The following is a 25119-nucleotide window of genomic DNA, read 5'->3' as shown; positions in this document are numbered from 1 at the left end:
TAAAGATTTATCTTTGTGTAATTTATATAACTTTTTAATGTATATTATCTTTATGTAGTTTATACAAAGCTTTAATATCGCTATTTTTTGTTAGTTATTTTTTATAATATTTAAATCGGCACTTGTAGTATCCACATACATCTTTGCAGTCCCATTTTTATAAACATATGAATCGCCATCCTGAAGTAATTTAAAATTACTATTTAAATTACCAGAGACCTTACTAAAATCTAAGGTAAATCCTGAATTCTCAGGAATATACAAATCAATATCACCAGAAGTAGTATCACATTTGAAAGAAGACAACATTGCACTTGAATTAATTTTTATATCTCCACTAGTTGTCTCAGATTTGATATTGGAAAATTTACCCTCTATATTAACTTTACCAGAAGTTGATTCGCATATAAGATTCTTATTGTCCATATTTTCTAAATCTATATCTCCACTTGTTGTATTTATCTTCAAATCGTCAGTTTTACCAGAAAGTTGAATTTTACCAGATACTGAATTACAGGTAACACTTTTACTATCAAGTTTTTTTATGTTGATATTGCTACTAGTTGTCTCTAAAGTCATTTTGTCAATCTTACCATACATTTCTATATTACCTGAAACTGATTCAATATACGCCATGTTACTTTTAAGATAAGTACTATATATATCTGCTGAAGTAGTAGATACATTTATATTGTTATATAATTTTTCAGGTAAATATAGTTCAAGTACTGTTGATTTTGGAAGTCCAATTCCAATGAAGAATTTTTTTGCAGAATTATCAATGATAGAAAGGGTATTACCATCAACCTTTATTTTTGCAATCTTTTTCCTTGAAAAATTAGAAGGAGCTTTTTGAATTAATTTGATTTTATTAGAATCACTCTTTAAAACTCTAACTTCACCTGAAATCCAGTCAACATCAATATTATTTATTTTATTTGAAAAACTCTCACTTTTAACAGTTATATACTTATCATAATTTTTATTAGAGGATAAAAAACTTTCATTTTTAACTGAACCTTTAATCAAATCTTTGACATCATATTTAGATGAAGTAATAGTATTTGTAAGGAAAATAATAAATATTATAGAAAATACTATAGCCACAATACTCCAAACAATAATTTTTATTTTTAAAAATTTTTTATTCATATTTATCATCATCCTCCGCGTCTTTTAATTGTAGTACACCTTCGACTATATGAATTCCCGCAGCACCTATTATGAATATTATCCATGAAAAGCTCCAAGCATCAAAACATATATTAACAATTAAAAAAATGCCAACTATTATCATCCAATATGCACTCATAAATGATTTATAAGCAAGATTTGTACTTTTAGTTTTTACTCTCCATTCTTTGAATTCTTCTACAATAGTATCATCAGATGGACTATAGTTTTGCTTTGTCATTCCATTGTATACTAATAGACCTGTTCCAACTGCTATTAATATAAACATTGGAAGACTAGCCAGAGTTGGTTGGATACCCAAGTTTACAATTAAAACAGCAGTTAAAAATGGACTTATTATAAAAAGAGCAATTGCTATTGATACTCTCAAAGCTCTTTTTTTTCTTTCTTCAATTAATTCAGAAGACATAAAATATGGTTCTTTAACACTTTCAATTAATTCAGATAAATCTCCAATCCCAGATATTACTGAATTATATGCTTCTTGCTTTGACTTACCATTTTGTATTTGGTCGCTGTATTTTTCTTTTAGATTTTCGAATAGTTCATCTTTAAGTTCTTTGACCTTTCTTGTTTCTTTAACTTCTGTAAAGCTTTGTTCAATATAATCATGTATTTTATCTAACATATTTTCACCTCCTAAATTAATGTGTCTATTAACAATTTTGTATTATCCCATTCTTCACGGCTTTTTTTATATTTTTCTCTACCTTCGCTTGTTATAGAATAATATTTTCTTCTAGCACCAGTAGCCTCATCACCCCAATAAGATGTTATTGCACCAGATTGTTCAAGTCTACGAAAGGCTGTGTATAAGGTTGCTTCTTTTAACTCATACAAGCCTTGTGTTTTTTCTAATATAGATTTATTAATCTCATAACCATAGCTATCTTTTTCAAGTAAATGCTTTAAGATAATTGTTTCTGTATGACCTCTTATCATATCAGATGCGATTTTCATAAACATCACCTCCGTTTAAGTATATAATACTTTTATATACCTCGCCTGTCAATGTATTTCGTGTGATAAAATTTATTTTATTATAATTATTACAGTTTTATATCGTTTTAGGAGAGAATTACATACTAAATCATATGAAAAACGTACTTTTATAGTTATTTATAGAGAAATGATGTTGTTATTAAATTGGAAGAAGGAAGAATGCTTAAATATATTAGCATATGTAATAATATTATTAAAAAATAAAATAAAATTCAATTTATTTAGGATAATTCTATCAAGGTATTTACTACAGGTGTAGAGTCGTATATAATTAAGTTATATGGAAAATTTTAAAAATTAAATTATTAATACACTAGGAGAAAATATTATGATAAAGTCAAATTTGTTTTGGAATATTTTCATTGCTATGTCTTTTATCATAGAATGGCTTGTTTGTAAAAAAATACTAGATTACACAAGTATACAAAAAATTTCCAATAAAAGAATAAATCTTTACATGATAGGTATTATTATTTTTGCTAATATATTTTATTTCTTTGACGTAATTCCAAATATAAGAGTAATTATATCTGTGATGATTATGATTGCATTTTACAAAATTTCATATAGAGTAAGGCTTACAAAAGCTATACTAATATCTTTAATGTATTGGATGTTGTTAATGGGTATAGATGCTTTGAGCATGTCTTTAACAATTTGGATTAATTCAATAGATGATATGAGCCAAATGTTAACAGAAAATATATATAGAATTGAGTCAATTGTATCTGGAAAGACAATTTTGCTTTTAATTTTATTTTTATATAAGACATTAAAAATAAAATTGAATATAGAAATAAATAAAAAGACATTAACATATGTAATTATACCTATAATTGCCAATATAGCGTCTTTCTTTGCTATTTTTGAATACATATTTAATCCTAAAACTAGTGGTAGTTTAATACATAATTATCAATTACTTATAATCTCTATCATGTTACTTCTATCAAGTATTATCTTGATTTTAGTTGCTAAAAAATTACAAGAGTATAATGCATTAATAGCAGAAAATAATATGATTAAAAACGTTTTACACAATAAAAATGAATATTATGAGGATATAGAAAAGAAACATTTAAAAACTAGATTATTAAGTCATGATATGAAAAATCATATCTTATGTATAAAAACTATGGTTAAAAAAGGTATTGATGTTACTTCATATTTAGATGACTTACAGATGGAGATTCAAAGTAATGATATTTTATTTAATACTGGTAATTTTATCTTAGATGCTATATTGAGTGAGAAGAAAGAAGTTTGTGATAAAAATAATATAGAACTTAAAATAGGAATAAATTTTGGTCACTGTGAAGCTATTGAATTAATAGATGTATGTCATATATTTTCAAATATCTTAGATAATGCAATTGAAGCATGTAAAAAAATTGAGGAGGGGAGTAAAGTAATTTGTGTTAAAGGTGATGTTTTACAAAATTTTTATCTTATAAGAGTGGAAAACACTAAAGTAAATGAAATTATCACAAAGAACGGACAAATTGTAACAGATAAAAAAGATGCACTTCATGGTCTAGGAATAAAAAGTATAAAAAACTCTGTAAATAAATATGGAGGAAACGTTGTAATTGAATATGATGATAAAAAATTTGTAGTTAAGATTGCTATACCACTTAGGAATGTAAAAAAAGCAATTAATATATAATTTGATGTGTCATGAGTAAATAATATAATTTTATAAAGATAATAGACTTAATTATTACCTATAAGAATCTATTTAAATTAGTGTGTTATATAGTGAATCATACATATAGTGAGCTATGCATATAGTGTGTTGTACATATAGTGAGTCGTACATAGAATGAGTTTTAAAATATAAAGTCTGAGATTTAGAAGTAATGTGGCTGGAAGTAGATAACAGGGGTGGAATCAGTAGACAAAATAACATAAAAAAGAAGTTGCATCGAAAGGAGAAAAACTCTTTAGAGATGTAACTTCTATTGCAACTAAAGTTATGTTATATTGATAAAATCAACAAAACATTTGTATCAACGTAACTGCTTATTAGTGAAACTATTAAATCGATAAATACATAATCAGATACTCTATATAAATAAAGTTGTTCTAGTATTTAATTTGGTTTTATTATACTTACTTTATATGTATGATAGCCTATATTTCCATTTCTGGAATTAGGCTTCTCATAGCCTCTATAGTTGTTTGTATAAGTTTGTCAAGTTCCCAATCAAGCATTTCTGCACCACTTCTTATAACATCTCTAGAACAGCCAGCAGCAAAAGATTTATCTTTAAATTTCTTTTTAACAGACTTTAATTCTAAATCAGATACACTTTTTGAAGGACGCATTATTGCAGCAGCACCAATTAATCCAGTAAGTTCATCTACAGCAAATAAAACTTTTTCCATAAATTGCTCTGGTTTAACGTCTGAGCCAGTCAATCCATATCCATGACTTACAGTAGAATCAATTATTGATTTATCTAAATCAAGTTCAGTCATTAATTCTCTTTGCTTAACACAATGTTCTTCAGGATACATCTCAAAGTCTAAGTCATGTAAAAGTCCAACGATTTCCCAAAATTCTACTCTTTCAGGGTCGTATTCTTTTGCATAATATCTCATAACACCAGATACAATTTGAGCGTGTCTTATATGAAATTCTTCCTTATTGTATTTTTTTAAGATTTCCCATGCTTGCTCTAAATTTGGCATGTAACTCATTACTATCACTCCTCTAGCTGAATATTTTGAATTTTTATAAAGCTTATTTTTCATTGATTATATCAATCAATTTCCAATACGTCAACACACTAATGCATAATTTTGCATTTAAATTCAGAAATTAGTGAAAATTAAAATTTTATCAGTATATATGACACATTCATATATTATGCTACAGTCGTATAGTTTTGTATATTTTGTAAAATTAAGACTAAAATCAAACATCATAATGTATCTATGAATATAAATATTCTGCTTATATTATTTGTAAAAAATACAATTAGAATATAATAAAATCTCTATTTGCTGTACTTAGCACTTTTGTCTTTTAATATTATTTTTGAAATAATTGCTATAAAGAATATAACTATACCAACTCCTATGATAATAATGTAAACTCTATCTGATAATAAATCAAAAAGTTTACCATATATGACCTGACCAAGAGGCATTGCAGCAGCTGTTCCTGCAAAAAGTATCGCCATTACTTTTCCTAACAGTTCATTTGGAGTTTCTAATTGAGTTATTGTTATGGCAAATATTGAAATAATTGTTGTCATGAAAAATATTAACATAGAGGATATTACAAGAATTAAAAATGGTGCTACCAACCCTGTTTGTAGTATAGATGGATATACCGAAAATGCCATTGGAATAAACATTAGTGCACATACACAAAGGTATATATATAAATTACTAATTTTTATATGTTTAGAGAACATGCCAATACTTATAGCAGCTACTAGTGAACTAAATGATATTGCTCCCTGTGCAGTACCATATAAGGTATCATTAGCACCCATTGTTATTTTTATTATATATGGTATACCTACAATTATCATTGAAGTTAAAAAGAGGTTTAATGCCATTGCTATAAATAATATTTTTAATAGAGTAGGATTTTCTTTACATATATGGACAATACCATCTTTTATATCATTAAAGATAGACTTTATGATATTATCAGACTGTTCTTGTTTAACAAAAGGCATCTGAATAAACATTTCCATAATAGCTGATAAAAAGAAGCTTATACAACTGATAATTACAATAGCATTAACTCCAAGAATTCCATATAAAACACCACCTAGTACAGGTCCAGCGATATTTGTAAGAGATGCAACTCCAGCTACGACACCATTTGCATTCATTAAATTTTTACTATCAACTAGGATAGGTGTACTCGACTGAACAGTGGGTTGATACATCGTACTTATTATTGAAAGTATAGTCATGATAATTCCTACAATCAGTATTGAACCTTTATTGTTAAATAAAAATAATGCTAAGACTAGAACAGTTAAACTACTTGAAAAATCAAAAATAACCATTAAATTTCTTTTATTAAATTTATCTGCAATAGCTCCACCAATAGGGGAACATATTATAATTGGAATTGAAGATACTGCAAGTATTGTAGCAAATATTCCTGCTTTTCCTGTCATATCAAGTATGTACAAGGATAAAGCGAATTTAAGTATTGAGGCACCAAACAGTGAAATTATTTGACCTAATACCATTAAGTTGAAGTTTTTGTTGAAAGTATTTAGTGATTTTGTCATATATACACCTACCTATCTAAGATTATTAAAACATTTATAATAATTGTTATAACAGCAATTACTACTAGAAGTTTTCTTTTTATTTTAATTCCTAACACTATTAAAAATATAGCAAACATTATAGATAGAGTAGAGTAGAAAGGCATAAGTTCACTACTAGGATCTACAAGTTTTGTATGTATGTTTAATTTTTCATTTATTTTATATATAATATCGTTTAGTTTTTGTATTAGTTCAATCATATGGACTCTCCCAAAAGAATTTTAAAGGAATTTTAGCAGAAAAACAAAATTTATTATTTTTGCTGTGTAATTCACTTAATTTGTCTATTTAATTTATTTTATAGTTAACTATTCTACTAGTTACATATTCTACATAATCATTTATTTTACTTATATAATCTAGTAAAATTAGCACATCATATTATTCAAATATATCATCTACAAGATTCTCTATCATGAAATCGAATACTTCAAAATAGTTATATCCAATATCTTCTTTTAACAATAGACTTGATAATAGAGCATTACAAACACCAAAGGCTTTTTCTTTATCTATTTTTAGTTTAAAATCATACTTTTCAATTAAATCATAGAAGCTTTGTATATTGTTATGTTCAAGCTTTGAAACCATGTCTTTAGGTAATTTGTTTAAAAAAGCAATAGAATCATGATCTCTGGGAGCATATAAAAATGGATTTTTATCATATAAGCGATATAACATCTTTAAAGATGCTACAAATCCTTCTTTTGTAGGCATACTATTCAAGATTTCGTATAGTGATGATATAAGTCTATTTTGAATTCCATTTAATACTTCAAAAAATAACTTTTCTTTTGAATCAAAAAATGTGTAGAAAGAGCCTTTTGCAATTCCTGCCTTTGAACAAAGCTCATCAATATTAGTTTTTTTATATCCATATTTAGACCAGTGGTTTTCACATTCTAAAATTAATCTTTCTCTTATATTGTTTTTTTCAACTTCTGTAAAGCTTTTAGCCATATTTATCAATCCTTTCCATAAGTATGTATATGTATGACTTAAAATATTTTTTTAGTCATACATATATAGTATTGTCCATTTATGAATTTGTCAAGCATGATTTTGTTAACAAACAACGGTTTTTTGCTACAATCTGCAAGTAGTATTATAGTAGAGGCAGTTATATGAAAAGAGCCAATAGCCATAAGGAATGACCTTATAGGTTATTGGTTCTATGTATGTGCATTTGATAACTGGCATATTTAATTGTTTTACAGGGACATACTTTAGCACATAATCCGCAAGAAATACAATCATCCCAAACTGTAAAATATTTATCATTGCCTGGACAGTTCTTTATATAACGCTCCATTATTTTATGAAAAAGTGTGTTTACTAAAAAATTGGATTTTGGATAGCTTTTTATTTCTTTTCGTGATGTTTCTTTTTTAAAACAGAATAGTGTTCTGTTTAAATTATATCACATAGGTAGATTAGGGTCAATAATTAACAAAATAATGTTCTTTTAATTGTATAATATGTTCTATTATTGCTGACATTATGATATGTGTAATTATATCTTGTAAGAAACTTAAGTATGAAATGATGAGGAATTATTTAAAATAAAAATACATTAAAATAAGTACTTAAACTACAGAGACATATTAAAAAATAGGTATTTAAATTACAAAGCTACTTCTAATTAAAACAGTATTTAAAATACAAAAAATAAGGATTACAAAATTTTTTTTAAAGGTAAACGTTTATGAGAAAAAGAAATGTTTACATAACAAATAAATGGCTATAATTTAAATACATAATGTTATATCAGAGAGAGGAATAAAAATATGTTTAATGAACTTAAAACCGAAGAAAATGTATATAAAAATTTAATAAATGGGAAATGGGTAGAATCCAATTCAAAAAAACCAATAGAAATTTACTCACCAATAGATAACTCACTTGTTGGAAAAGTACAATCTATGACAAAGCATGAAGTAGATGAAGCTATTAAAAATACAAAAGAAAGTATAAAGGTATGGGCTGATATGCCTGTATACAAGAGGGCTAATATATTTCATAAAGCAGCTGACTTATTGCTAGAAAATATGGATGAAATAGCTAATATATTGGTACTTGAAATAGCTAAAGATATAAAATCTGCAAGAGCAGAAGTTGAAAGAACAGCAGATTTTTTGAGATACACAGCAGATGTAGGAAAGAATATGGAAGGTGAGGCTATTAGTGGTGACAATTTCCCTGGTGGAACACGTAATAAGATGTCTTATGTTTCAAGAGTTCCGTTGGGTACTGTTTTAGCTATATCTCCATTTAATTATCCTGTAAATTTATCAATGTCAAAAATTGCACCAGCACTTATTGGTGGAAATGCAGTTGTCCTAAAACCTGCTACACAAGGAGCTATTAGTGCACTTCATTTAGTAGAAATTATGAGAAAGGCTGGTATACCAGATGGTGTACTCAACACAATTACAGGTAGAGGTAGTGAAATAGGAGATTATGTTGTAACTCATAAGGGAATCAACTTTATAAATTTCACTGGTAGTACTGAAGTTGGTCAACATATATCTAAAATATCTAAAATGGTTCCGTTATTATTGGAACTTGGTGGAAAAGATGCTGCTATTGTATTAGAAGATGCAGACTTGGATTTTGCAGCTAAAAACATAGTAGCTGGAGCTTACTCATATTCAGGGCAAAGATGTACGGCAGTAAAGAGAATTTTGGTTCAAGATAGTGTGGCTGATAAGCTAGTTGAAAAAATAAAACCGTTAGTAGAGAAGTTAACAGTTGGGAATCCAATGGATGAAGTAGTTATTACACCTCTTATAGATAACAAATCAACTGATTTTGTTCAAGGATTAGTGGATGATGCATTGCATAAAGGGGCTAAATTAATAACAGGTAATGTTAGAAAAAATAATTTATTTTATCCAACATTATTGGATAATGTAAGTGTTGATATGAAAATTGCTTGGGAGGAACCTTTTGGACCAGTACTTCCAATTATAAGAATTAAAGATATAAATGAAGCAATTGAAATTGCTAATCAATCAGAGTATGGGCTTCAATCATCAGTATTTACAAGTGATATTGATAAGGCTTTTTATATAGCTGATAAGCTTGAGGTTGGTACTGTTCAAATAAATAATAAGACTGAGAGGGGACCAGACCACTTCCCATTTTTAGGGGTAAAGGCATCTGGAATGGGAACTCAAGGCGTTAAGTATTCAATTGAGGCTATGACTAGACCTAAGGCAGTAGTAGTAAATGTTAAGGGGCTGTAGATTATACTAGTAATATTGGATAGTGTGGAGAAATTAATTTTTTCCACTTTATATTTTGATTTTTAAAGCTTTATATAGCTCTAGAAAATAATGAAGTTTTAATCAGGATATAGATTTTGTATAAATTATATAGATATAAAAAAGGTTCACTCTAATTAGGGTGAACCTTTTTTCTCCTCTTTTTAGAGAAAGAACTAAAACTAATCCAGATATTGCAGTAGGGCAATATTTAATATAAATATCATAATAATCTTCAATATGGATTTGCATGAAAAGAATAAGTATTATATGAATTATTAATGTCAAAATAATTATATTTGTTAGTATATTTCCATTTCTAACTTTTTTATTTAGCTTGAATTCATCAACTTTATTTTTCATAGATATCTGTGATAAATTTTGTCTATGAGATGTTAGAGTGTGGTTACACTTGGGGCATATAGTTGTAGTATCGTCAAACTCTAAATCACAGTTTTTGCAATACATAAGCTATGACTTCTTACCCATGTCCATATCTGAAGATTTTGCACACATATCATATGAATTTGCTGTTGTTGCTACAAAAAAAGTAGTTGCTAGTGTTAAACTTAATACCTTTGATTTAGTTTTTTCATTTGTTTTCCCCCTCAAAATATATTTAATTAAAGTTAGAAAATTCTTGAAATTCTAACGAGAATTCAATATTTTTATCTGTGATATTATGATTCGAATAAGAGTTATATAAAAAGATTAGATGATTAATTTAAGAGTGGTAATTTAATGGATTTTATTCTATGCAAGTAGTATATCGGAAAAAATAAAACTATATTGCTGAAAAATAAAAAAATACATATAAATAATTTGATATAATGATTTCTTATTGTAGATATATCCATTTTATTTTCCTCCTCAATCTTTATTCTGAAAATTTTAACAAATATACAGGTTGCATACTATCAATCTCACTATGTTTTTTGTCAATGTTGAGTTGCATCCTTGTAACAGCAAGTATTTCATATAAGTTTTATTATTCAATAAAGTAACTTAAAGTTATGAATTTAAGAAAAATTTAATATCTAAGTATGGTGCAGAGTATAAAATTAAATGTAGGTCTAAATTAGATGATTCTATCTCTTTATTTTATATAGTTCGATTCCTAAAAGAATTATTTTAACATTGTTGAAATAGAAACAAAAGTTTAATATAATATTGTTAATGCACTAACGGGTGGGAGGATATATACCATGAATAAAGAAGAACAGGTCATGATGGGTTTTAGAGATTTACTAAATAAGACTGTTTGGCTTAATAAATTTAAGATGGAAGAGAGTCTCAAGGGTTATAAGTCTTCTGAAGTACATTGCATTGAATACATTGGAAGAAATGTAGACTGCAATGTGACAAAACTGGCAGAATACTTTTATATGACTAGAGGCGCCATAAGTAAAGTAACTAAAAAGCTAATAAAAAAAGGTGTTATTGAAAGTTACCAGAAGCCTGATAATAAAAAAGAAATCTATTTTAGACTTACTGAGCAAGGTAAAACAGTTTATAATATCCATGAGGAACTTCATAAAGAGTTTCAAGAACGTGATAAAGTTGTATTTGAGCAGGTAACTGATGAACAATTTGACAGTATGATTAGCTTTGTCGAAAATTATAACCGACATTTGGATGAAGAAATAAAAAAACAGGGGATAATATTAAAGTAGAATAAATCAGAATAATGAAAATGAAATCATATACAGCCTAACTCTATTGAGAATAGGCTGTATTTTTATTGTTATCTATTTTGTTGACAAGGAAACAAAAAAATGATACTATAAATATGTTTCCAAGGAATCAAAAAACGAATATAGGAATATACCCCCAAATGAGGCGAAATGATAAAAGATGAACATGCTACTAGGGAAATAAAATAATGAAAAAAGTAAAGACGTAAAAAAGTAAAAAAGTAAAAAAGAAATAAAGAAATATGTTTCTAAAGGAAACAAAATTATAATTTTTGAGAGGAGAATTTAAGTGTTTATATTTAAATCAAACAATGAACAGAATACAGAACAAATTGTAGATAAAAAGGCTTTGATATTTGGTCTTATATCTGCGTTTCTTTGCGGAATCGGATTCACTATCATAGCACCTGTCGTTCCATTCTTAGTGCAACCTTATACAAATAGTCCAGAAGAACAAGCTATAGTTGTTACAATGCTAACTTCTGTTTATGCAATCTGTGTGTTTTTTGCAGCTCCTGGGCTTGGAGCTTTGAGTGACCGATATGGACGTCGTCCATTACTCTTATTATGCCTTTTGGGTTCTGCAATAGGGTACTTAGTTTTTGGAATAGGAGGAGCTCTATGGGTATTATTTGTTGGACATATAATAGAAGGTGTAACAGGTGGGAGCATAAGCACTATCTTCGCATATTTTGCAGATATTACTCCTAGAGAACATAGAAGTAAATACTTTGGATGGGTGAGTGCATTTTCAGGTGTAGGCTGTGTTATTGGTCCAACTGTAGGTGGATTACTTGCTAAGTTTGGTTATTCTGTACCCATGTATTTTGGAGCAATAATAACTTTACTTAATGTTATTTATGGATTCCTGTATATGCCTGAGAGCCTTGATAAGAAGAATAGATTAAAGTCGATTGCACTTGCAAGGCTAAATCCATTTATACAGCTTGCAAATGTACTTTCTGTAAAAAACTTAAAAAGGCTACTTTTATCAGCATTCTTACTTTGGATACCAAATGGGTCTTTACAGTCAGTTTTTTCACAATTTACAATAGACACTTTCAATTGGAAACCCGCACTAATTGGACTTGTATTTTCAATTATGGGTATACAAGACATCATTTCACAAGGTTTTATAATGCCAAAGCTTTTGAAAAAACTTAGTGATGTACAGATAGCAATTCTTGGAATGGTTTCAGAGATTATAGGTTACAGTTTTATTGCAGCATCAGCCTTGTTTTCGTTCTATCCTATTTTTATTGTTGGAATGTTTATATTTGGTTTTGGCGATTCTATCTTTGGACCTTCATTCAATGGGATGCTATCCAAGTCTGTCGATTCTAGTGAGCAAGGGAGGATTCAAGGTGGTAGTCAATCCATTCAATCTTTAGCAAGAATAATTGGACCTATCATTGGAGGTCAAATCTATGTATTTCTTGGTCATGCGACACCTGCTTTTATGGGCATGATACTTATAGGAGTGGCAACATTAGTTTTGTATAAAGGGACACATGTAAATGTGTAAACTTTGTAAAATATAATAAGTAAAAATTCACTTTATGGAGCAGTTGGTTTTAATAGATTGACTGTTTTTTTGTATTATATTATTTTTAATTAGATAAATTTGACTTTAAAAGTTTTTTATGATGACTATGTGTCCAGTTATGCACTTTTATCGACTAGTTACACAGTTTGTGTTGAATATTTAGAAAATTCGTACTATTATATAAATAAATTTAAGCATATAAGGAGGTTTGTTATATGAATATTTATTGTGGAGGATGGTCAAAATTTAGACCAGTAAAGAAATAAGAAGTAGAAAAATAATAAGTAGAAATATTCAATTAAGCTGTAGGAATGTTAAAAGATGTTGATTATGAAACACTTATCGTTGCTACTTAAGTTGTAGCAGGTACAAATTTAAAATTTATTTGTAATGCTACTGCAATTACAAAGGCTCCTAAGGATTATTTAGCAGAAATTATGATTTTCAAAGCTCTTCTTTGTGAAGAAAAAAGTAGAACATGTAATTAGATATATAAAATAAAAAATATAATTAGATATATAAAATAAAATAACTGTGTTAGTAAAGGCTTTATTTTACAAGCACAGTTATTTTAATATTAAAAAATTTTATAAAAAAGGGAGAAAATACATGGGAGAAAAAAATAAGCTTTTAGAAGAAATCAAAATCCTACTAGATGAAGGAAAAGTAGCAATAGATAAAGCTATAAATAAGAATCTAATTTTGATTCTTGGAGGCACAGGTTGTGGGAAAAGTACAGCAATTAATTATCTTGCAGGATGTGAAATGAAGGAAGTAGAAGATGAAGATACTGGTATCTCCTATATTGAATGTGTAGACCCTGTTGCAGAAATTGGTTCAGGAGCTGTTTCACAAACTTTGTATCCAAATATTGTAGATATGAGAAGAGAAGTAGAAGGAATGGATGCAAAATTATGTGATACTGCAGGATTTAGTGATAACAGAGGAGTAGCACATGACATTAGTGCAGCAGTTTCGTTAGGAGAGGTGTTTAGAAATTCTGCATCTATATGTGGAGTAGTTGTACTAATACCAGAAGCAGATATATTAGAGGCTAGACTTACAAAAGTACTTGATTTATTTCAACAATTAAATATGTGTCTTCATAAAGAGAATTTTAGAGGAAGTATTACTTTCTTTATTTCTAAAAGCTTTTTAGGAAGAACAGAAAAACAAATATATAATGTGATTAGAAAAAAATACGAACAATTGTGTGAAAGTCCAGAAAATAATATAAAAGATAAAGCTTGGTTATTTGAAGAATTGCTAAAAGGAGAAGGAAAAAATATTCATCTTTGTAAACCACTTGAAGCAGAGCAAAGAGAAGGATTATTAAAAGAAGTAATAAAATTAGAAGAAGTAAAAGATAAAACATCAGCATTCCAGTATCCAATCAGTGCAGATGCAAGATTAGTTTTAGATACATTAATAAAAGATATTCAAAGTAGTATAGTATCTAGACTAGAAGTTTATGTCAAAGAATATACAGAAGACTTTATTAAGAAGGTTGAAAGAGTAACAATGATTCAAGAAATGTCAAAATATGAAAGAGTAGTAGACATATTTAAAAACTGGTTAGAAAGTTCAGTTAATGCAGAGAGTATTACTTTAGATAAATTTATCAATTTATTGTCAGGAGAAAGTGGATTATTCTTGGAAGACACATGTATAAAATTACAAAATGAGATAAGAAGAAACTTAGATATAATTAAAGATTTAAATAAATATACAGACCATGGAAATGCTGAAATTTCACTATCTTCTGTATATATGGAATCTATTATAGAAAAAACAAGTAAAAGTATAATGGAACAAAAATTTATTATTATAAGAAAGAAAATAGAAGAGATTTTAGTTTCTTATGAGGTACAAAAACAGGTATGGACATTATCAAATAGAGATAAATTGATGGAAGTTGCAAATAAAACAGACTACATATATAGTAAACGTGATTTTGAGCCTATTTTAAAGAATCTTACAGATAGAAATAGTAAAGAATTAGAAGCAAATATAACAAGATTAAATGCATATGGAGAAAAAGGAAATGAAATAATTAGAAATCTTGTAAGTAAATATATTTTAAATCCATTTATAATAAAATCATTTATACTTAAAGAAAAGACGGTAATAGAAGTTAAAGCATTAATTAAAAACTTGGTAATTAGCAGTGCTTTAGAAGCTTTTAGAAATAGAAACGTGGGAGATGATGTCTCTACAATTATGTTTTTAGCTAAAGACACTATCTATATGGATACTAATCTTGGAATGGATTTTGCATCAGAAAAAAATATCATTATTTCTTGTGAGAATCTTGATGTAAGTAGTAATTCTAAGATTAATGTAAGTGGAAAGAGTGGAAATCTTATAGATAATTCTATATATGGAATCAATGGTGAAGATGGTAGAGATGCAGGAAATATTTATTTGTACATTAAAGAAGAAATTAGAAACTATCGCCTTACACTAATAGCAAATGGAGGAAATGGTTCAAGAGGAACAGATGGTAAAGATGGTGTGGCTGGAAGCACAGGTAGAAATGGAAGTGATGCAGGATATACAAGTTATTTCTATGGACAAATGTTTAAAGGTTATTTTGCAGAAGGAACAAGTGGTGCAAAAGGAGGAAAAGGAGAAAAAGGAGGAAATGCTGGAAGAGGTGGAAATGGAGGAAGTAAAGGAAATATTTACTTCTTGGCAGATTCAGATAAAAAGAGAGATAAGTTAATCAGTTGCTGTGATATAACAGTAAGAGATGGAGAAAGAGGTCCAGATGGAAGACCAGGATTTGGTGGAAGTGGAGGAAAAGGTGGTCATCATGGTTATAATACACTTTCATTCTCTCCAAGTGCTATAGATTCTACTGTATACTATACAGGATATTTTAAAAGTTGGGATTATAAACTAACTAGTATTACTAGTTATCGTATAACTCTTGAAGGTGGAAGTTGGGAAAAAGGAAAAGAAGGTCCATCAAGAGAGTATGCTGATTATGGAGATAGAGGAGAATCTGGAGGATATAATAATCCAAATTATAAAAAATCAACAGCAGTTTTAAAAGTTGAAGAAAGCTTTGTTAAAGAGAAATATCAAAACTATTGTGCTGAAGTATAGAAAGGGATGGATATATGTCAAATGAATTGTATAATGGAATCATAAATCTTTTGGAAAATGGAAGGAATGAACTGGAAAGATACAATTTAAAAGAAAAATCGATTTTGTTATTCCTGGGTGCTTCAGGGGTTGGAAAAAGCACTTGTATCAACTATTTAAAAGGTTGTGATATGGAAGAAAAAACAGATGCGGAAACTGGACAAGTGTACATCACAGCTAAAGATTCAGCAGTTGATATTGGTAATGGTGTATATTCTAAGACTTTATGCCCAGAAGTTGTAGATATTGAAAATAAAGCATTTTCTTTATGCGATTGTCCTGGATTTTTTGATAATCGTGGAGCAGAGTATATGATTGCAGGAGCAATGCTTGTAAGAGAAACTATATCTGCATCTTTAAAAGTAAAAGGTATAGTAGTCATTTTAGACTACCAGTCTTTACTGGACTCTAGACATACACTGTTAATTGATACAGCTAAAAACTTAAAAGATATGTTTAATGAATATACACAGTATAAGGAAAATTTTTTCTTTCTTATCAATAAAATACCTAAGCCACTTAGTGGTAGCGTGACAAAAGAGAAAGTTAGAAATATACTGAAAAAAGTAAAAGAAGACCTAGATAGCCAAGAAAAATATTATGAAGGTTATAAGGAACTGGTATATCTGTTAAATGTGGTACTAGCAGATAATGTTTCTATAGAATTGTGTAATCCACTAGACACAAAGCCAGAAAATCTATTGAGAGAATTAGAAAAACTTCCAACTACTTTCAAGAAAACTGATATGGGATTAATGCTTACTGCTTCTTGTAAAATGGAGATACAAAAAGCTGTTGACACAACATATAAAGAACTAGAAAAACTTCTAGCTCCTTATATAGAAAGTGTAAAAAAGGCATTAGAAGATTCTATTTCCATTTTATCTTCTATAGAAAATCTAAAAGAAAAAAAATCTCAGTTGGAACAAATGTATCAGAGTTTATGTAAAACAAATAGTATTGAAGAACTTATGGAGTTTGTACAAGGGCTTTTCTATGGTGATGGAGTGCAAAAAGTAAATATATTAGAAAAAATACACCTTGTTCTAGAGCTAAATAGTTACTGCAAAGAAACTAATATTGTCGGTCTAAGTGAATTATTAAAGTCATTATTAAATACAACACTGGAAGATACATTAAAATGTATTAAATACTGGATAGCAGAGAAGGAATTGGAACAAGAAGAAGCTGAGAAGCTTCTAGATGCAGAATACAGAAGAGAAAAAATCCAAAATTGTACATATATAAAATCATATGAAAAAGATAAAGTGCTTTCTATATATATTCCTGTACCTAAAGTGAATTTATCAGATTTAACTAAAATAATATCTGGCTATAAACTTAATGAATTATCATCTATATATATGTATGGAGAGTGTGAGCTAAAAATAGATTGTGATATGAAGAAGGATGTTTTCTCAGGTAAAAATATAGTTCTATTAGTTGAAAGATTATGTATACCAAAAGGTTCTTATTCAATTAATGTTTCTGGAAATGACGCAAAAAAATTGGATGGAGAAAGTTCTATTTATAACGGAATGAATGGAAGAGTCGGAAATAATGCAGGAACCTCAGGCGATATTTTAATATCTTTTAAACATATACAAAAAGAAGGCGAACTTAAGCTTTATGCTGACGGTGGACAAGGTGGAAATGGTCAAGATGGAAAAGTAGGAGAAACAGGAGCATCTGGAGTAGCTGGAGCAAATGCAAAACTAGGCTCTAAACCAGAGAAAAAAGAGTTTGCTGAGGAAAAAGGTGCAAAATACTATATAATAGAAGCAGAAAAAGGAAAACAAGGAAATACTGGAGGAACAGGTGGAGATGGTGGAAATGCTGGTCTTGGAAGTAAGGCTGGACAGATTTATCTCCTTGGAGAAGCAACAGTTCTAAAAAGTTCTATAAGCCAAATAGACGGAAGACATGGCTTAGCTGGAAAAGGCGGTTCTGGAGGAAAAGGTGGAGCTGGGGGTCTTGGAGGAATCCGCGGAATTTTTGAAGAAGCAAGAATGTATACAGGAATTTCTGGTAAAACGGGTTATAGTGACATAAACTATTACTATTTTGATAGATATGTGATAGGGAGTGGTTCAGATAGTGAGGAAACAGCAGATGATGGAAAGGCATTAGATGATCTTTATACAAAACACAAGGACTGGACAATTAAAAAGCTTGCAGACTCAGGTCTAGATGGAGCACAGGGAAAAGAAGGAAATCCTGGAAAGTCATTAGTAGAAAACGAATTGTTAAAGCAAGAGTATTCTCTATCAATGGATACATTTTTCTATCAATTCTTTGAAAGATTTGGTTTTTCTGGAAGTAAAGGATATAGAAATCTTAAACTTTTATGTGCAGTAGGAATTTTAGAAGCTGATATTTTAGAAATTTCGCATATTTATGAGATTTTTAATGCAGTTGAGAAAGTGGAAATGCAGTTAAATAGAGAAATTCTTCAGAAGTATTATAAATTTGATAAGAAAAATAAAGAAGTAATTTCTTTAGATGATATGCATATTAAGAAAGCGTTTTACCAAGAAGCAAAAGAGATTTATGACTACCTTATAAATAAATTGATGCAGTCTAATAGAATAGAAGCTTTTGTAAAAGAAAATCAGAGTTTTAGTGAATGGAGTATGATTTTATTTGCATTAGAACAGAAGGCAGCATTTTACATGCAGATGATAGAGGAAGATGAAATTGGAGGAAATCGTGTTACAGATATTCGAACTCTGACAGATTATCTAGAGAAGACTTTAAAAGAATTGGAACAAGGAAAGAAAGATGAATTAAAAGAATCATATTTCAATACCTATAAGGAAAGTGTTCTAACTCAAATTAACTCAGGAAATCAACAGATAGAAGTTTTGAAAAAAGAGCTTGAAAATAAAATGCTTTCTGTTGGAGCAAAAATGAATCTTTTGATTCAAGAAATTCTAAAGATAAAAGAAGATGAAAAAGAAGATATAAAGAAACTAGAAGAAAAGAAGGAAAAACTTCAAGAACAGATGAAAATACAACTAATTCTTTCTGGAATACAGAGTGCGTTGAGTTTACTATCATCATTAAGTGGTATTGGTCAAGCGTGCTTAGGAGCTTTTGATAGTGCAAAATCTTTAAAAGAAAATCTTTCAGCTAAGGAAGAAGAGTATCAATGGACTAACAGAATGGTTAATTTTTCAGATTTCAAAATAGATTCTGAAGGTATGAGTTTTGTCCTTGGAACTCAGTTAAATGAAGATAGAAAGAATGCTTTAGGAGCAATGACAAATAAACTAGTCGGTGTTGATGATGGAAAGAGAGAAAATTTTAATAAAATTAAAGAGATTATGACTAAGTCCTTAGATAATAATGACTACCAAGGGAAAGAAAATGACATTGCAGTAGCAAAAAATGGCTTGGATGAAGGCGAATATGAAAAAATATACACAAGCATTCAGAAAAAAGAAATGGGTATGTTGGAAGCAAATTATAGTAATAAACAACAAAAAGATAAATTGGTTGCACTAGAGAAGTGTAAAGCATCTATTAAAAGACAGCAAAAAACAGCAACTATTAAAAATGTATTAAGCATTGGTAGTGCAAGTTGTTCTTTTATTAATACAGCAATTAGTAGTGTTAATAATTGTCTAAATGTAAAAGCTAGCTTTGAAGATAAAATAAAAGTAGTTAAAGATGCGATTAAGTCAAAAGAGGATAATATTAAAAAACTAGATAATTTAAATATTAAGATGGAAGAGTTCAAAAATAAAACATTGAAAGAATCTATTATACCATTTGTAGACGGATTTGATACTACAGTTAAAAATCAGGATATTTTTGAAAATGAAATAAGCAGACTAAAAATGAAAGATGTCCTAACTGAATTAATTAAGAAGTTTGAAATCTTGAAAATGGAAAATTCAGAGGATATTTCTGGGATTTTCAAAAAAGTACAGGATATGATGGATGCTCAGATTATTATTACTGATAAGATTGACAAGAAAAAAGATAATCTTGCAATGGGAGAACTGATTTATCAAATGTCAGACAGTGGTAACCAGATGAATGAGTATCAGAAAAAGCTTATTCATCAAATTGAATTGAATCAGATTAGATATTTGTGCCAATTGGAGGCAGCAGCTTTTCAATTATGGACATTTCCATTTGGAAGCAATATAGTAAATATCTTAAATAGATGTCATGTAGGGATAACAGAAAATGAAGATGAGGTGCTAAAGCAGGCAAAGGAACAGAATAGACAAATTAAAGAGTTTTTAGTTCAAGATACTTATCAATGGCAAAAGACAGATAATCATATTTTGAAAATACCATTAGCAGGAAGTTTAGCAGGAAAATCACGTGTGGGATTTGAAAATACATTTTCTTTATATGATTGTAATGAAGAAGAAGTGAAAAAGCTTTTGACAGGAGAAGAAATTAGCTTTGAAATTCCACTAAATCAAAACTATGATGCAATGAAATATGTGACTATTTATGCAAATATACCTAATCTTAGACGAAATATTTTAGATGATAGTTTAAAAATAAATGTACATATGCATTTATATGATAAAGGATATTTTTCTCTATATGATGATAACAAAGATATGCACTATCAATATGTATTTCCACAAAATTATATCGATATTACACATGGCTTGGATGTTAAATATAAAAAAGATGATGATTCAGATTCAGTAAACTCTATCTGGTCTTCAATAGAAGATAAAGGAATAGAAAAGTTTAAAAATGCGGGATTAAACTCTGGTAGAAGCCCATATTCTATGGCTAAGCTTTCTTTGAAAGCACATTTTAATAAGAAGCTTTCTTATGACCTATTGACAAGTGAGCAGAATAAAAAGCTAGAGTCATATTTTGAGAAGAGTAGCAAAGATGCATGGAATCAGAGTATAGAGAGCTTTAAAAAACTTGGATACATTGATAAAAGAGGCGTTTTGTTAAAAAACTGGTCTGAAATTAAAAAGGATATGGATAACAATGGAGAAATTATGAAGTATTTCTCTATATTACAGGCTGATTTGTGGGAAAAAATTATATATGAGCAGATGAGTATACTGAAAGAGAATATACCAAATCTGACAGTTGAGTTTATTGGTTGTGGTATCTATGTAGAGTCTGAATTTAACTATCTAAAACAAAATGAACTAAAATGCTATGAACAGAGATTAATTGAAATATAGCGGTTTTAAGTGAGGTTTAAGGAAGGGTGTTTTTAGTAGTTAAGTAGAAATATTATGGAAATTTAGTCAAAAAAGCACTTTTAAATATTACTGTTTAATTGTTTAAAAGTGCTTTTTTTAATATGAATTATAAATTTTTTATGTATAAATGTGTTATACAAGGGGGGTTAATTGTAGTTATAAGTATTAGGTTTATCTAGTAAATTTGTCATACTGTTTAAACTTATTCCAACAGTAGAAGCATTATGCAAAAACGCGGATGTACTTGGTCTAATAAATCCACCTACACCAAGAAAAATCAAACCTAAGTTGAAAGCAATAATAAACTTAGAACTTAAACCAATTCTTTTCATAAGTTTATTGCTAATCTGTTTTAAAGTAATTAAATTATTCAAATTATCTGCTGATATAGTAATATCTGAAATTTCTCTTGCTATTTCAGCACCTTCACTCATTGCAATTCCAACATCTGACTCAGATATAGCAGGGGAATCATTGATTCCATCTCCAATCATAATAACTTTACGACCTTTTAGTTTTTCATCTTTAATAAAATTGGCTTTGTCTTCTGGTAGAACTTCTGAATAATACTCATCCACTCCAATTTTACTAGCTATAGACCTAGCTGTTTTTTCACTATCACCAGTCATCATTACAATTTTTTTGAGTCCATATTCTCTTAAGTTTGAAATTACATCTTTAGCTTCTTTTCGTAAAGGGTCATTAATACAAATAACAGCTGATAATTTTCCTGATATTGCCATAAATAGGTGAGAATATTCGTCTGAAAGATTATTATATTTATACTCCTCGCCATCTGGTATAATACATTTTTCATCTTCAAATACGAAGTGTTTACTACCTATTATAACCTTTTTATTATCGACTTTTGTTGAAATACCATGTGCAATAATATATTCTACTTCTGTATGCATTTCCTTATGACTGAGACCTTGTTTTTCAGCTTCATGAACTACTGCATTAGCTATAGAATGTGGGAAATGTTCCTCTAGACAAGCAGCTAGTCTTAACATATCTTTTTTATTATAATCTTGGAAGGTAATTATATCTGCAACTGTTGGTTGAGCTTTTGTCAATGTGCCTGTTTTATCAAATACAATAGTATCTGCATAGGCAACATTTTCAAGGAATTTCCCACCTTTTACAGCAATATTATAATTGTTACATTCTCTCATAGCTGATAATACAGAAATAGGAATAGATAGCTTTAATGCACAAGAAAAATCTACCATCAAAATAGAAAGTGCTTTTATAGGATTTCTAGTAACTGCATAAGTAAATAGCGTTCCTAAAAAACTATATGGAACCAAGGTATCTGCTAGATGTTCAAATTTTCCTTCTACAGAAGACTTAAGTTTCTCAGATTCTTCAATCATAGTTACAATTTTTTGAAATCTTGTAGTACCAGCCTTTTCTTTGACACACATTACAATATTACCTTGTTCTATTACAGTTCCAGCATAGATGTAAGAGCCTTCTTTTTTATTAACTGCAAGAGATTCACCTGTAAGAGAGGCCTGATTAATCATTGCTTCACCAGATTCAATAATTCCATCTAATGGAATCATATTTCCCATATTTACACTAACTAAATCGTTTTCTTTTATTTCTGAAATTGGGACTAAAATTTCATTATCATCCTTTTTTAACCATACTTTTTCAATATTTAATGACATGCTTTGAGCTAAATCATCTATAGATTTTTTTCTAGTCCATTCTTCTAGTAATTCGCCTATACCAAGAAGAAACATCACTGACCCAGCTGTATTTATGTCTTTCCTAAAAATGGAGATACCTATTGCAGTTGCATCCAAAACAGAAATTTCTATCTTTTTATTTAGTAAAGAAGATATACCTTTTTTGAAATATTTTATAGAGTGAAGTCCTATAAAAAAAAATCTTAAATATTTTGGGAAAAATATCTTAGATACACTCTTTATAAATAGCTTATTTACTAATTTATCTCTGTAGTAATTATTTAACTCTCTACCAGTGTGTTCAGGGACTAGTTTTTCTATTTCGCTATTGTTGAAACTGAACTTAGTGATTTCTTTTATTATATAGTCTCTTTCACCTGTGTAATAAATAACAGCGTCACCAGTTCTATCATAAACCTTTGCTTTGGTAACACCATTTATAGAAGTCAAATAATATAGTAGAGTATCTGCCTGTTTGTTATTCAATTTACCAAGTTGTAAATCAAAACGTATACGACCTCTGATTTCATGCTTTATATAAAGATTCAATTTACTTCCTCCTGATACTATTAATCATAATACTTGATATTATTAATCATAACACCTGATATTATTAACCATAATAATCGTTAAATTTATTCTGCTGTGCAAGTACTATTTTTTTCTACAGTAGTATTTTCCTTGATGTCTTCACATTTAATGCTATCAGAATCAGTATTTTTTTCTACAGTTTGTACATTTTCATCTTTAATAGTTTCTTGTACAACTTTAGTATCTTCCTGTACATTTTTTGTTTTAGATGAAGATAATTCTTCTAGTTCATTGATTTCTTTTGCCTCAGCTAAAATATCTTCCATATTTTCTTGGATTTTAGTAGTTGTTTCAAGAACAGAATCCTTAACTTTCAACGCTCCAGCAGTTGCTTTAGTACAAGACTTTTTTACACAATCACTTGAAAGTATTTTGACACCTACAGTACCTAAAAGTACTCCTCCTAAAAATATCCCTGTTTTTTTCATTTTTAAAATATTCATTTTATCATATCCTTTCATTAAGTTAAATTTTATTTATATATCTTATGTATAAAGTAATAAATGTTAAAAATAGAGCGCGATTTTACAAAAGTAGTATTATATAGTTCTATTATGTTTCGAGAGTCCTATACGCTTTTGTATAATCCTATATATTTTTGTATAGTTTTATGTGTTTTTTATATAGTCTATATAATTCTTTTACATTTTAATAATTCTCTTATATTTTAAAGAATTATCATGTATTTTAGAAAATTCTTGATATTTATTTCGAAAATTAAAAAGTTAATAATAATTGTTATTAATAGAATTGTAAAATCATATGACATTTATTACCATTTATGCAATTAAGTATAGCACGCATGAATGTAACTTTCAACAGAAAATGATAATTTATATCAATTAATCGGCTTATTTTATGAAAAATATTATTCTATCACTACTCAAGGCTCAATTATTGAGAGTTTTATTTGTAACACATTCCTATAAGCATTACATTGCTTAGAGAAACAAACTTATTCTTGTTTATAGTTGATTTTATTATATTAAATCTAATTTTTAAACAATATTTGATGATAGTAGGTAGATATGATGCTGAAAAGAAAAGGGAGTTATTAGAATAAAAACACAGGTAAAATATGGGAAAGTATATGTTATAATATTTATAGCAAGAAGATGTAACCTATAATTTAAGAGTGGAGTTCATACTAGGATAAAACCTACTTCCTAATGAAAGGAGGTGGGAAGTATGAATAACTTTTTACTTAATGTAATAGCTGGCGTTGTTGCTAGTTTAATATTTTACTTAATTTGTAAAGTATTTACGAAAGTAAAAAGCCACTCAACTCGTGGCAAGAGTAAAAGTGGCTGGGAATTTGATTTTAAAATCAAGTTCCATAAGTTCAAATAGCTTCATTTAATTATGAACTTCACTCTACGACGAAATAGATTGTAGTTCTTCTTGCTTTTATTATACCACAAATTGGTACAGATATTCAAAAACAATATTTTTACTCTTATAGAAATTTGTT

General features: G+C 28.5%; 18 protein-coding genes. 7 read left to right on the top strand and 11 right to left on the bottom strand.

Annotated elements, in window-relative coordinates; genetic code table 11:
* Positions 1–90 precede the first annotated feature (90 nt).
* From IC214_RS03065 to IC214_RS03055, 3 genes are read right to left on the bottom strand one after another with little or no spacing between them, the layout of a single operon-like run.
* Positions 91–1152: a DUF4097 family beta strand repeat-containing protein gene (locus IC214_RS03065; RefSeq protein WP_227866218.1), complete on the bottom strand. Its 1062-nt coding sequence runs from the start codon at positions 1150–1152 to the stop codon at positions 91–93.
* Positions 1145–1822: a TMEM198/TM7SF3 family protein gene (locus tag IC214_RS03060; protein WP_227483083.1), complete on the bottom strand. Its 678-nt coding sequence runs from the start codon at positions 1820–1822 to the stop codon at positions 1145–1147. Before IC214_RS03060 ends, IC214_RS03065 begins: the two co-directional genes overlap by 8 nt.
* 11 nt (positions 1823–1833) lie before the next feature.
* Positions 1834–2154 (bottom strand): PadR family transcriptional regulator, encoded by a 321-nt coding sequence (locus tag IC214_RS03055; protein WP_227433593.1) that lies wholly within the window; start codon positions 2152–2154, stop codon positions 1834–1836.
* 370 nt (positions 2155–2524) lie between these two features.
* On the opposite strand from IC214_RS03055, the gene IC214_RS03050 reads away from it, so the two are divergent.
* Positions 2525–3862, top strand: a complete 1338-nt coding sequence (locus IC214_RS03050; protein WP_227866217.1) for a sensor histidine kinase — start codon at positions 2525–2527, stop codon at positions 3860–3862.
* Positions 3863–4329: 467 nt separating this feature from the next.
* Here the strand turns inward: IC214_RS03050 and IC214_RS03045 are convergent, their stop codons facing one another.
* The 5 genes from IC214_RS03045 to IC214_RS21055 form a co-directional block, all read right to left on the bottom strand.
* Positions 4330–4899, bottom strand: coding sequence for a hydrolase (locus tag IC214_RS03045; protein ID WP_227433591.1), 570 nt, complete (start codon positions 4897–4899; stop codon positions 4330–4332).
* A gap of 299 nt (positions 4900–5198) precedes the next feature.
* Positions 5199–6461 (bottom strand): MFS transporter, encoded by a 1263-nt coding sequence (locus tag IC214_RS03040; RefSeq protein ID WP_227433590.1) that lies wholly within the window; start codon positions 6459–6461, stop codon positions 5199–5201.
* An 8-nt stretch (positions 6462–6469) separates the two neighbouring features.
* Positions 6470–6703, bottom strand: a complete 234-nt coding sequence (locus IC214_RS03035; protein ID WP_227483080.1) for a hypothetical protein — start codon at positions 6701–6703, stop codon at positions 6470–6472.
* Positions 6704–6884: 181 nt separating this feature from the next.
* A complete protein-coding gene (locus tag IC214_RS03030) occupies positions 6885–7463 on the bottom strand; it encodes a TetR/AcrR family transcriptional regulator (RefSeq protein ID WP_227433588.1) in 579 nt (192 codons plus the stop codon).
* Positions 7464–7659: 196 nt separating this feature from the next.
* Entirely contained in the window at positions 7660–7815 is a 156-nt protein-coding gene (locus tag IC214_RS21055; protein WP_227834794.1) for a 4Fe-4S binding protein, read from the bottom strand.
* A 475-nt stretch (positions 7816–8290) separates the two neighbouring features.
* On the opposite strand from IC214_RS21055, the gene IC214_RS03020 reads away from it, so the two are divergent.
* Positions 8291–9751, top strand: a complete 1461-nt coding sequence (locus tag IC214_RS03020) for an NADP-dependent glyceraldehyde-3-phosphate dehydrogenase (protein WP_227433587.1) — start codon at positions 8291–8293, stop codon at positions 9749–9751.
* A 489-nt stretch (positions 9752–10240) separates the two neighbouring features.
* Here IC214_RS03020 and IC214_RS03015 read toward each other — a convergent pair whose 3' ends face one another.
* Positions 10241–10381 (bottom strand): hypothetical protein, encoded by a 141-nt coding sequence (locus IC214_RS03015; protein WP_227866216.1) that lies wholly within the window; start codon positions 10379–10381, stop codon positions 10241–10243.
* A 593-nt stretch (positions 10382–10974) separates the two neighbouring features.
* Between IC214_RS03015 and IC214_RS03010 the strand changes: the two genes are divergently transcribed.
* The 4 genes from IC214_RS03010 (at position 10975) to IC214_RS02995 (ending at position 21339) form a co-directional block, all read left to right on the top strand.
* Entirely contained in the window at positions 10975–11442 is a 468-nt protein-coding gene (locus IC214_RS03010; RefSeq protein ID WP_227433583.1) for a MarR family transcriptional regulator, read from the top strand.
* Between the two features lie 310 nt (positions 11443–11752).
* On the top strand, positions 11753–12988 hold the full coding sequence (locus IC214_RS03005; RefSeq protein WP_227866215.1) for an MFS transporter: 1236 nt from the start codon (positions 11753–11755) through the stop codon (positions 12986–12988).
* A 630-nt stretch (positions 12989–13618) separates the two neighbouring features.
* Positions 13619–16120, top strand: a complete 2502-nt coding sequence (locus IC214_RS03000) for an ATP-binding protein (protein ID WP_227866214.1) — start codon at positions 13619–13621, stop codon at positions 16118–16120.
* Between the two features lie 14 nt (positions 16121–16134).
* Entirely contained in the window at positions 16135–21339 is a 5205-nt protein-coding gene (locus IC214_RS02995; RefSeq protein WP_227866213.1) for a GTPase, read from the top strand.
* 167 nt (positions 21340–21506) lie between these two features.
* On the opposite strand, the gene IC214_RS02990 is transcribed toward IC214_RS02995, so the two are convergent.
* Positions 21507–23606, bottom strand: a complete 2100-nt coding sequence (locus tag IC214_RS02990) for a heavy metal translocating P-type ATPase (protein WP_227433579.1) — start codon at positions 23604–23606, stop codon at positions 21507–21509.
* 86 nt (positions 23607–23692) lie between these two features.
* Complete coding sequence (locus IC214_RS02985) at positions 23693–24091, bottom strand: DUF6110 family protein (protein ID WP_227433578.1); 399 nt, start codon at positions 24089–24091, stop codon at positions 23693–23695.
* 745 nt (positions 24092–24836) lie between these two features.
* Here IC214_RS02985 and IC214_RS02980 point away from each other — a divergent pair.
* Complete coding sequence (locus tag IC214_RS02980) at positions 24837–24998, top strand: type I toxin-antitoxin system toxin (RefSeq protein WP_227433577.1); 162 nt, start codon at positions 24837–24839, stop codon at positions 24996–24998.
* The last annotated feature ends 121 nt before the right edge of the window (positions 24999–25119 follow it).

The organism is Clostridioides sp. ES-S-0190-01 (assembly GCF_020658275.1).
Taxonomy (GTDB): Bacteria; Bacillota; Clostridia; order Peptostreptococcales; family Peptostreptococcaceae; genus Clostridioides.
Note: the sequence above shows the minus strand (reverse complement) of the source record. Positions and strands in the feature narration are given on the sequence as shown.

Excerpts from the sequence above, each read along its gene's own strand:
- IC214_RS03045 (WP_227433591.1), bottom strand. The coding sequence starts at position 4,899 with ATGAGTTACATGCCAAATTTAGAGCAAGCATGGGAAATCTTAAAAAAA.
- IC214_RS02980 (WP_227433577.1), top strand. The coding sequence starts at position 24,837 with ATGAATAACTTTTTACTTAATGTAATAGCTGGCGTTGTTGCTAGTTTA.
- IC214_RS03010 (WP_227433583.1), top strand. The coding sequence starts at position 10,975 with ATGAATAAAGAAGAACAGGTCATGATGGGTTTTAGAGATTTACTAAAT.
- IC214_RS03040 (WP_227433590.1), bottom strand. The coding sequence starts at position 6,461 with ATGACAAAATCACTAAATACTTTCAACAAAAACTTCAACTTAATGGTA.
- IC214_RS21055 (WP_227834794.1), bottom strand. The coding sequence starts at position 7,815 with ATGGAGCGTTATATAAAGAACTGTCCAGGCAATGATAAATATTTTACA.
- IC214_RS02985 (WP_227433578.1), bottom strand. The coding sequence starts at position 24,091 with ATGAATATTTTAAAAATGAAAAAAACAGGGATATTTTTAGGAGGAGTA.
- IC214_RS03030 (WP_227433588.1), bottom strand. The coding sequence starts at position 7,463 with ATGGCTAAAAGCTTTACAGAAGTTGAAAAAAACAATATAAGAGAAAGA.
- IC214_RS03060 (WP_227483083.1), bottom strand. The coding sequence starts at position 1,822 with ATGTTAGATAAAATACATGATTATATTGAACAAAGCTTTACAGAAGTT.
- IC214_RS03035 (WP_227483080.1), bottom strand. The coding sequence starts at position 6,703 with ATGATTGAACTAATACAAAAACTAAACGATATTATATATAAAATAAAT.
- IC214_RS03050 (WP_227866217.1), top strand. The coding sequence starts at position 2,525 with ATGATAAAGTCAAATTTGTTTTGGAATATTTTCATTGCTATGTCTTTT.
- IC214_RS03065 (WP_227866218.1), bottom strand. The coding sequence starts at position 1,152 with ATGAATAAAAAATTTTTAAAAATAAAAATTATTGTTTGGAGTATTGTG.
- IC214_RS03000 (WP_227866214.1), top strand. The coding sequence starts at position 13,619 with ATGGGAGAAAAAAATAAGCTTTTAGAAGAAATCAAAATCCTACTAGAT.
- IC214_RS03020 (WP_227433587.1), top strand. The coding sequence starts at position 8,291 with ATGTTTAATGAACTTAAAACCGAAGAAAATGTATATAAAAATTTAATA.
- IC214_RS03055 (WP_227433593.1), bottom strand. The coding sequence starts at position 2,154 with ATGAAAATCGCATCTGATATGATAAGAGGTCATACAGAAACAATTATC.
- IC214_RS02995 (WP_227866213.1), top strand. The coding sequence starts at position 16,135 with ATGTCAAATGAATTGTATAATGGAATCATAAATCTTTTGGAAAATGGA.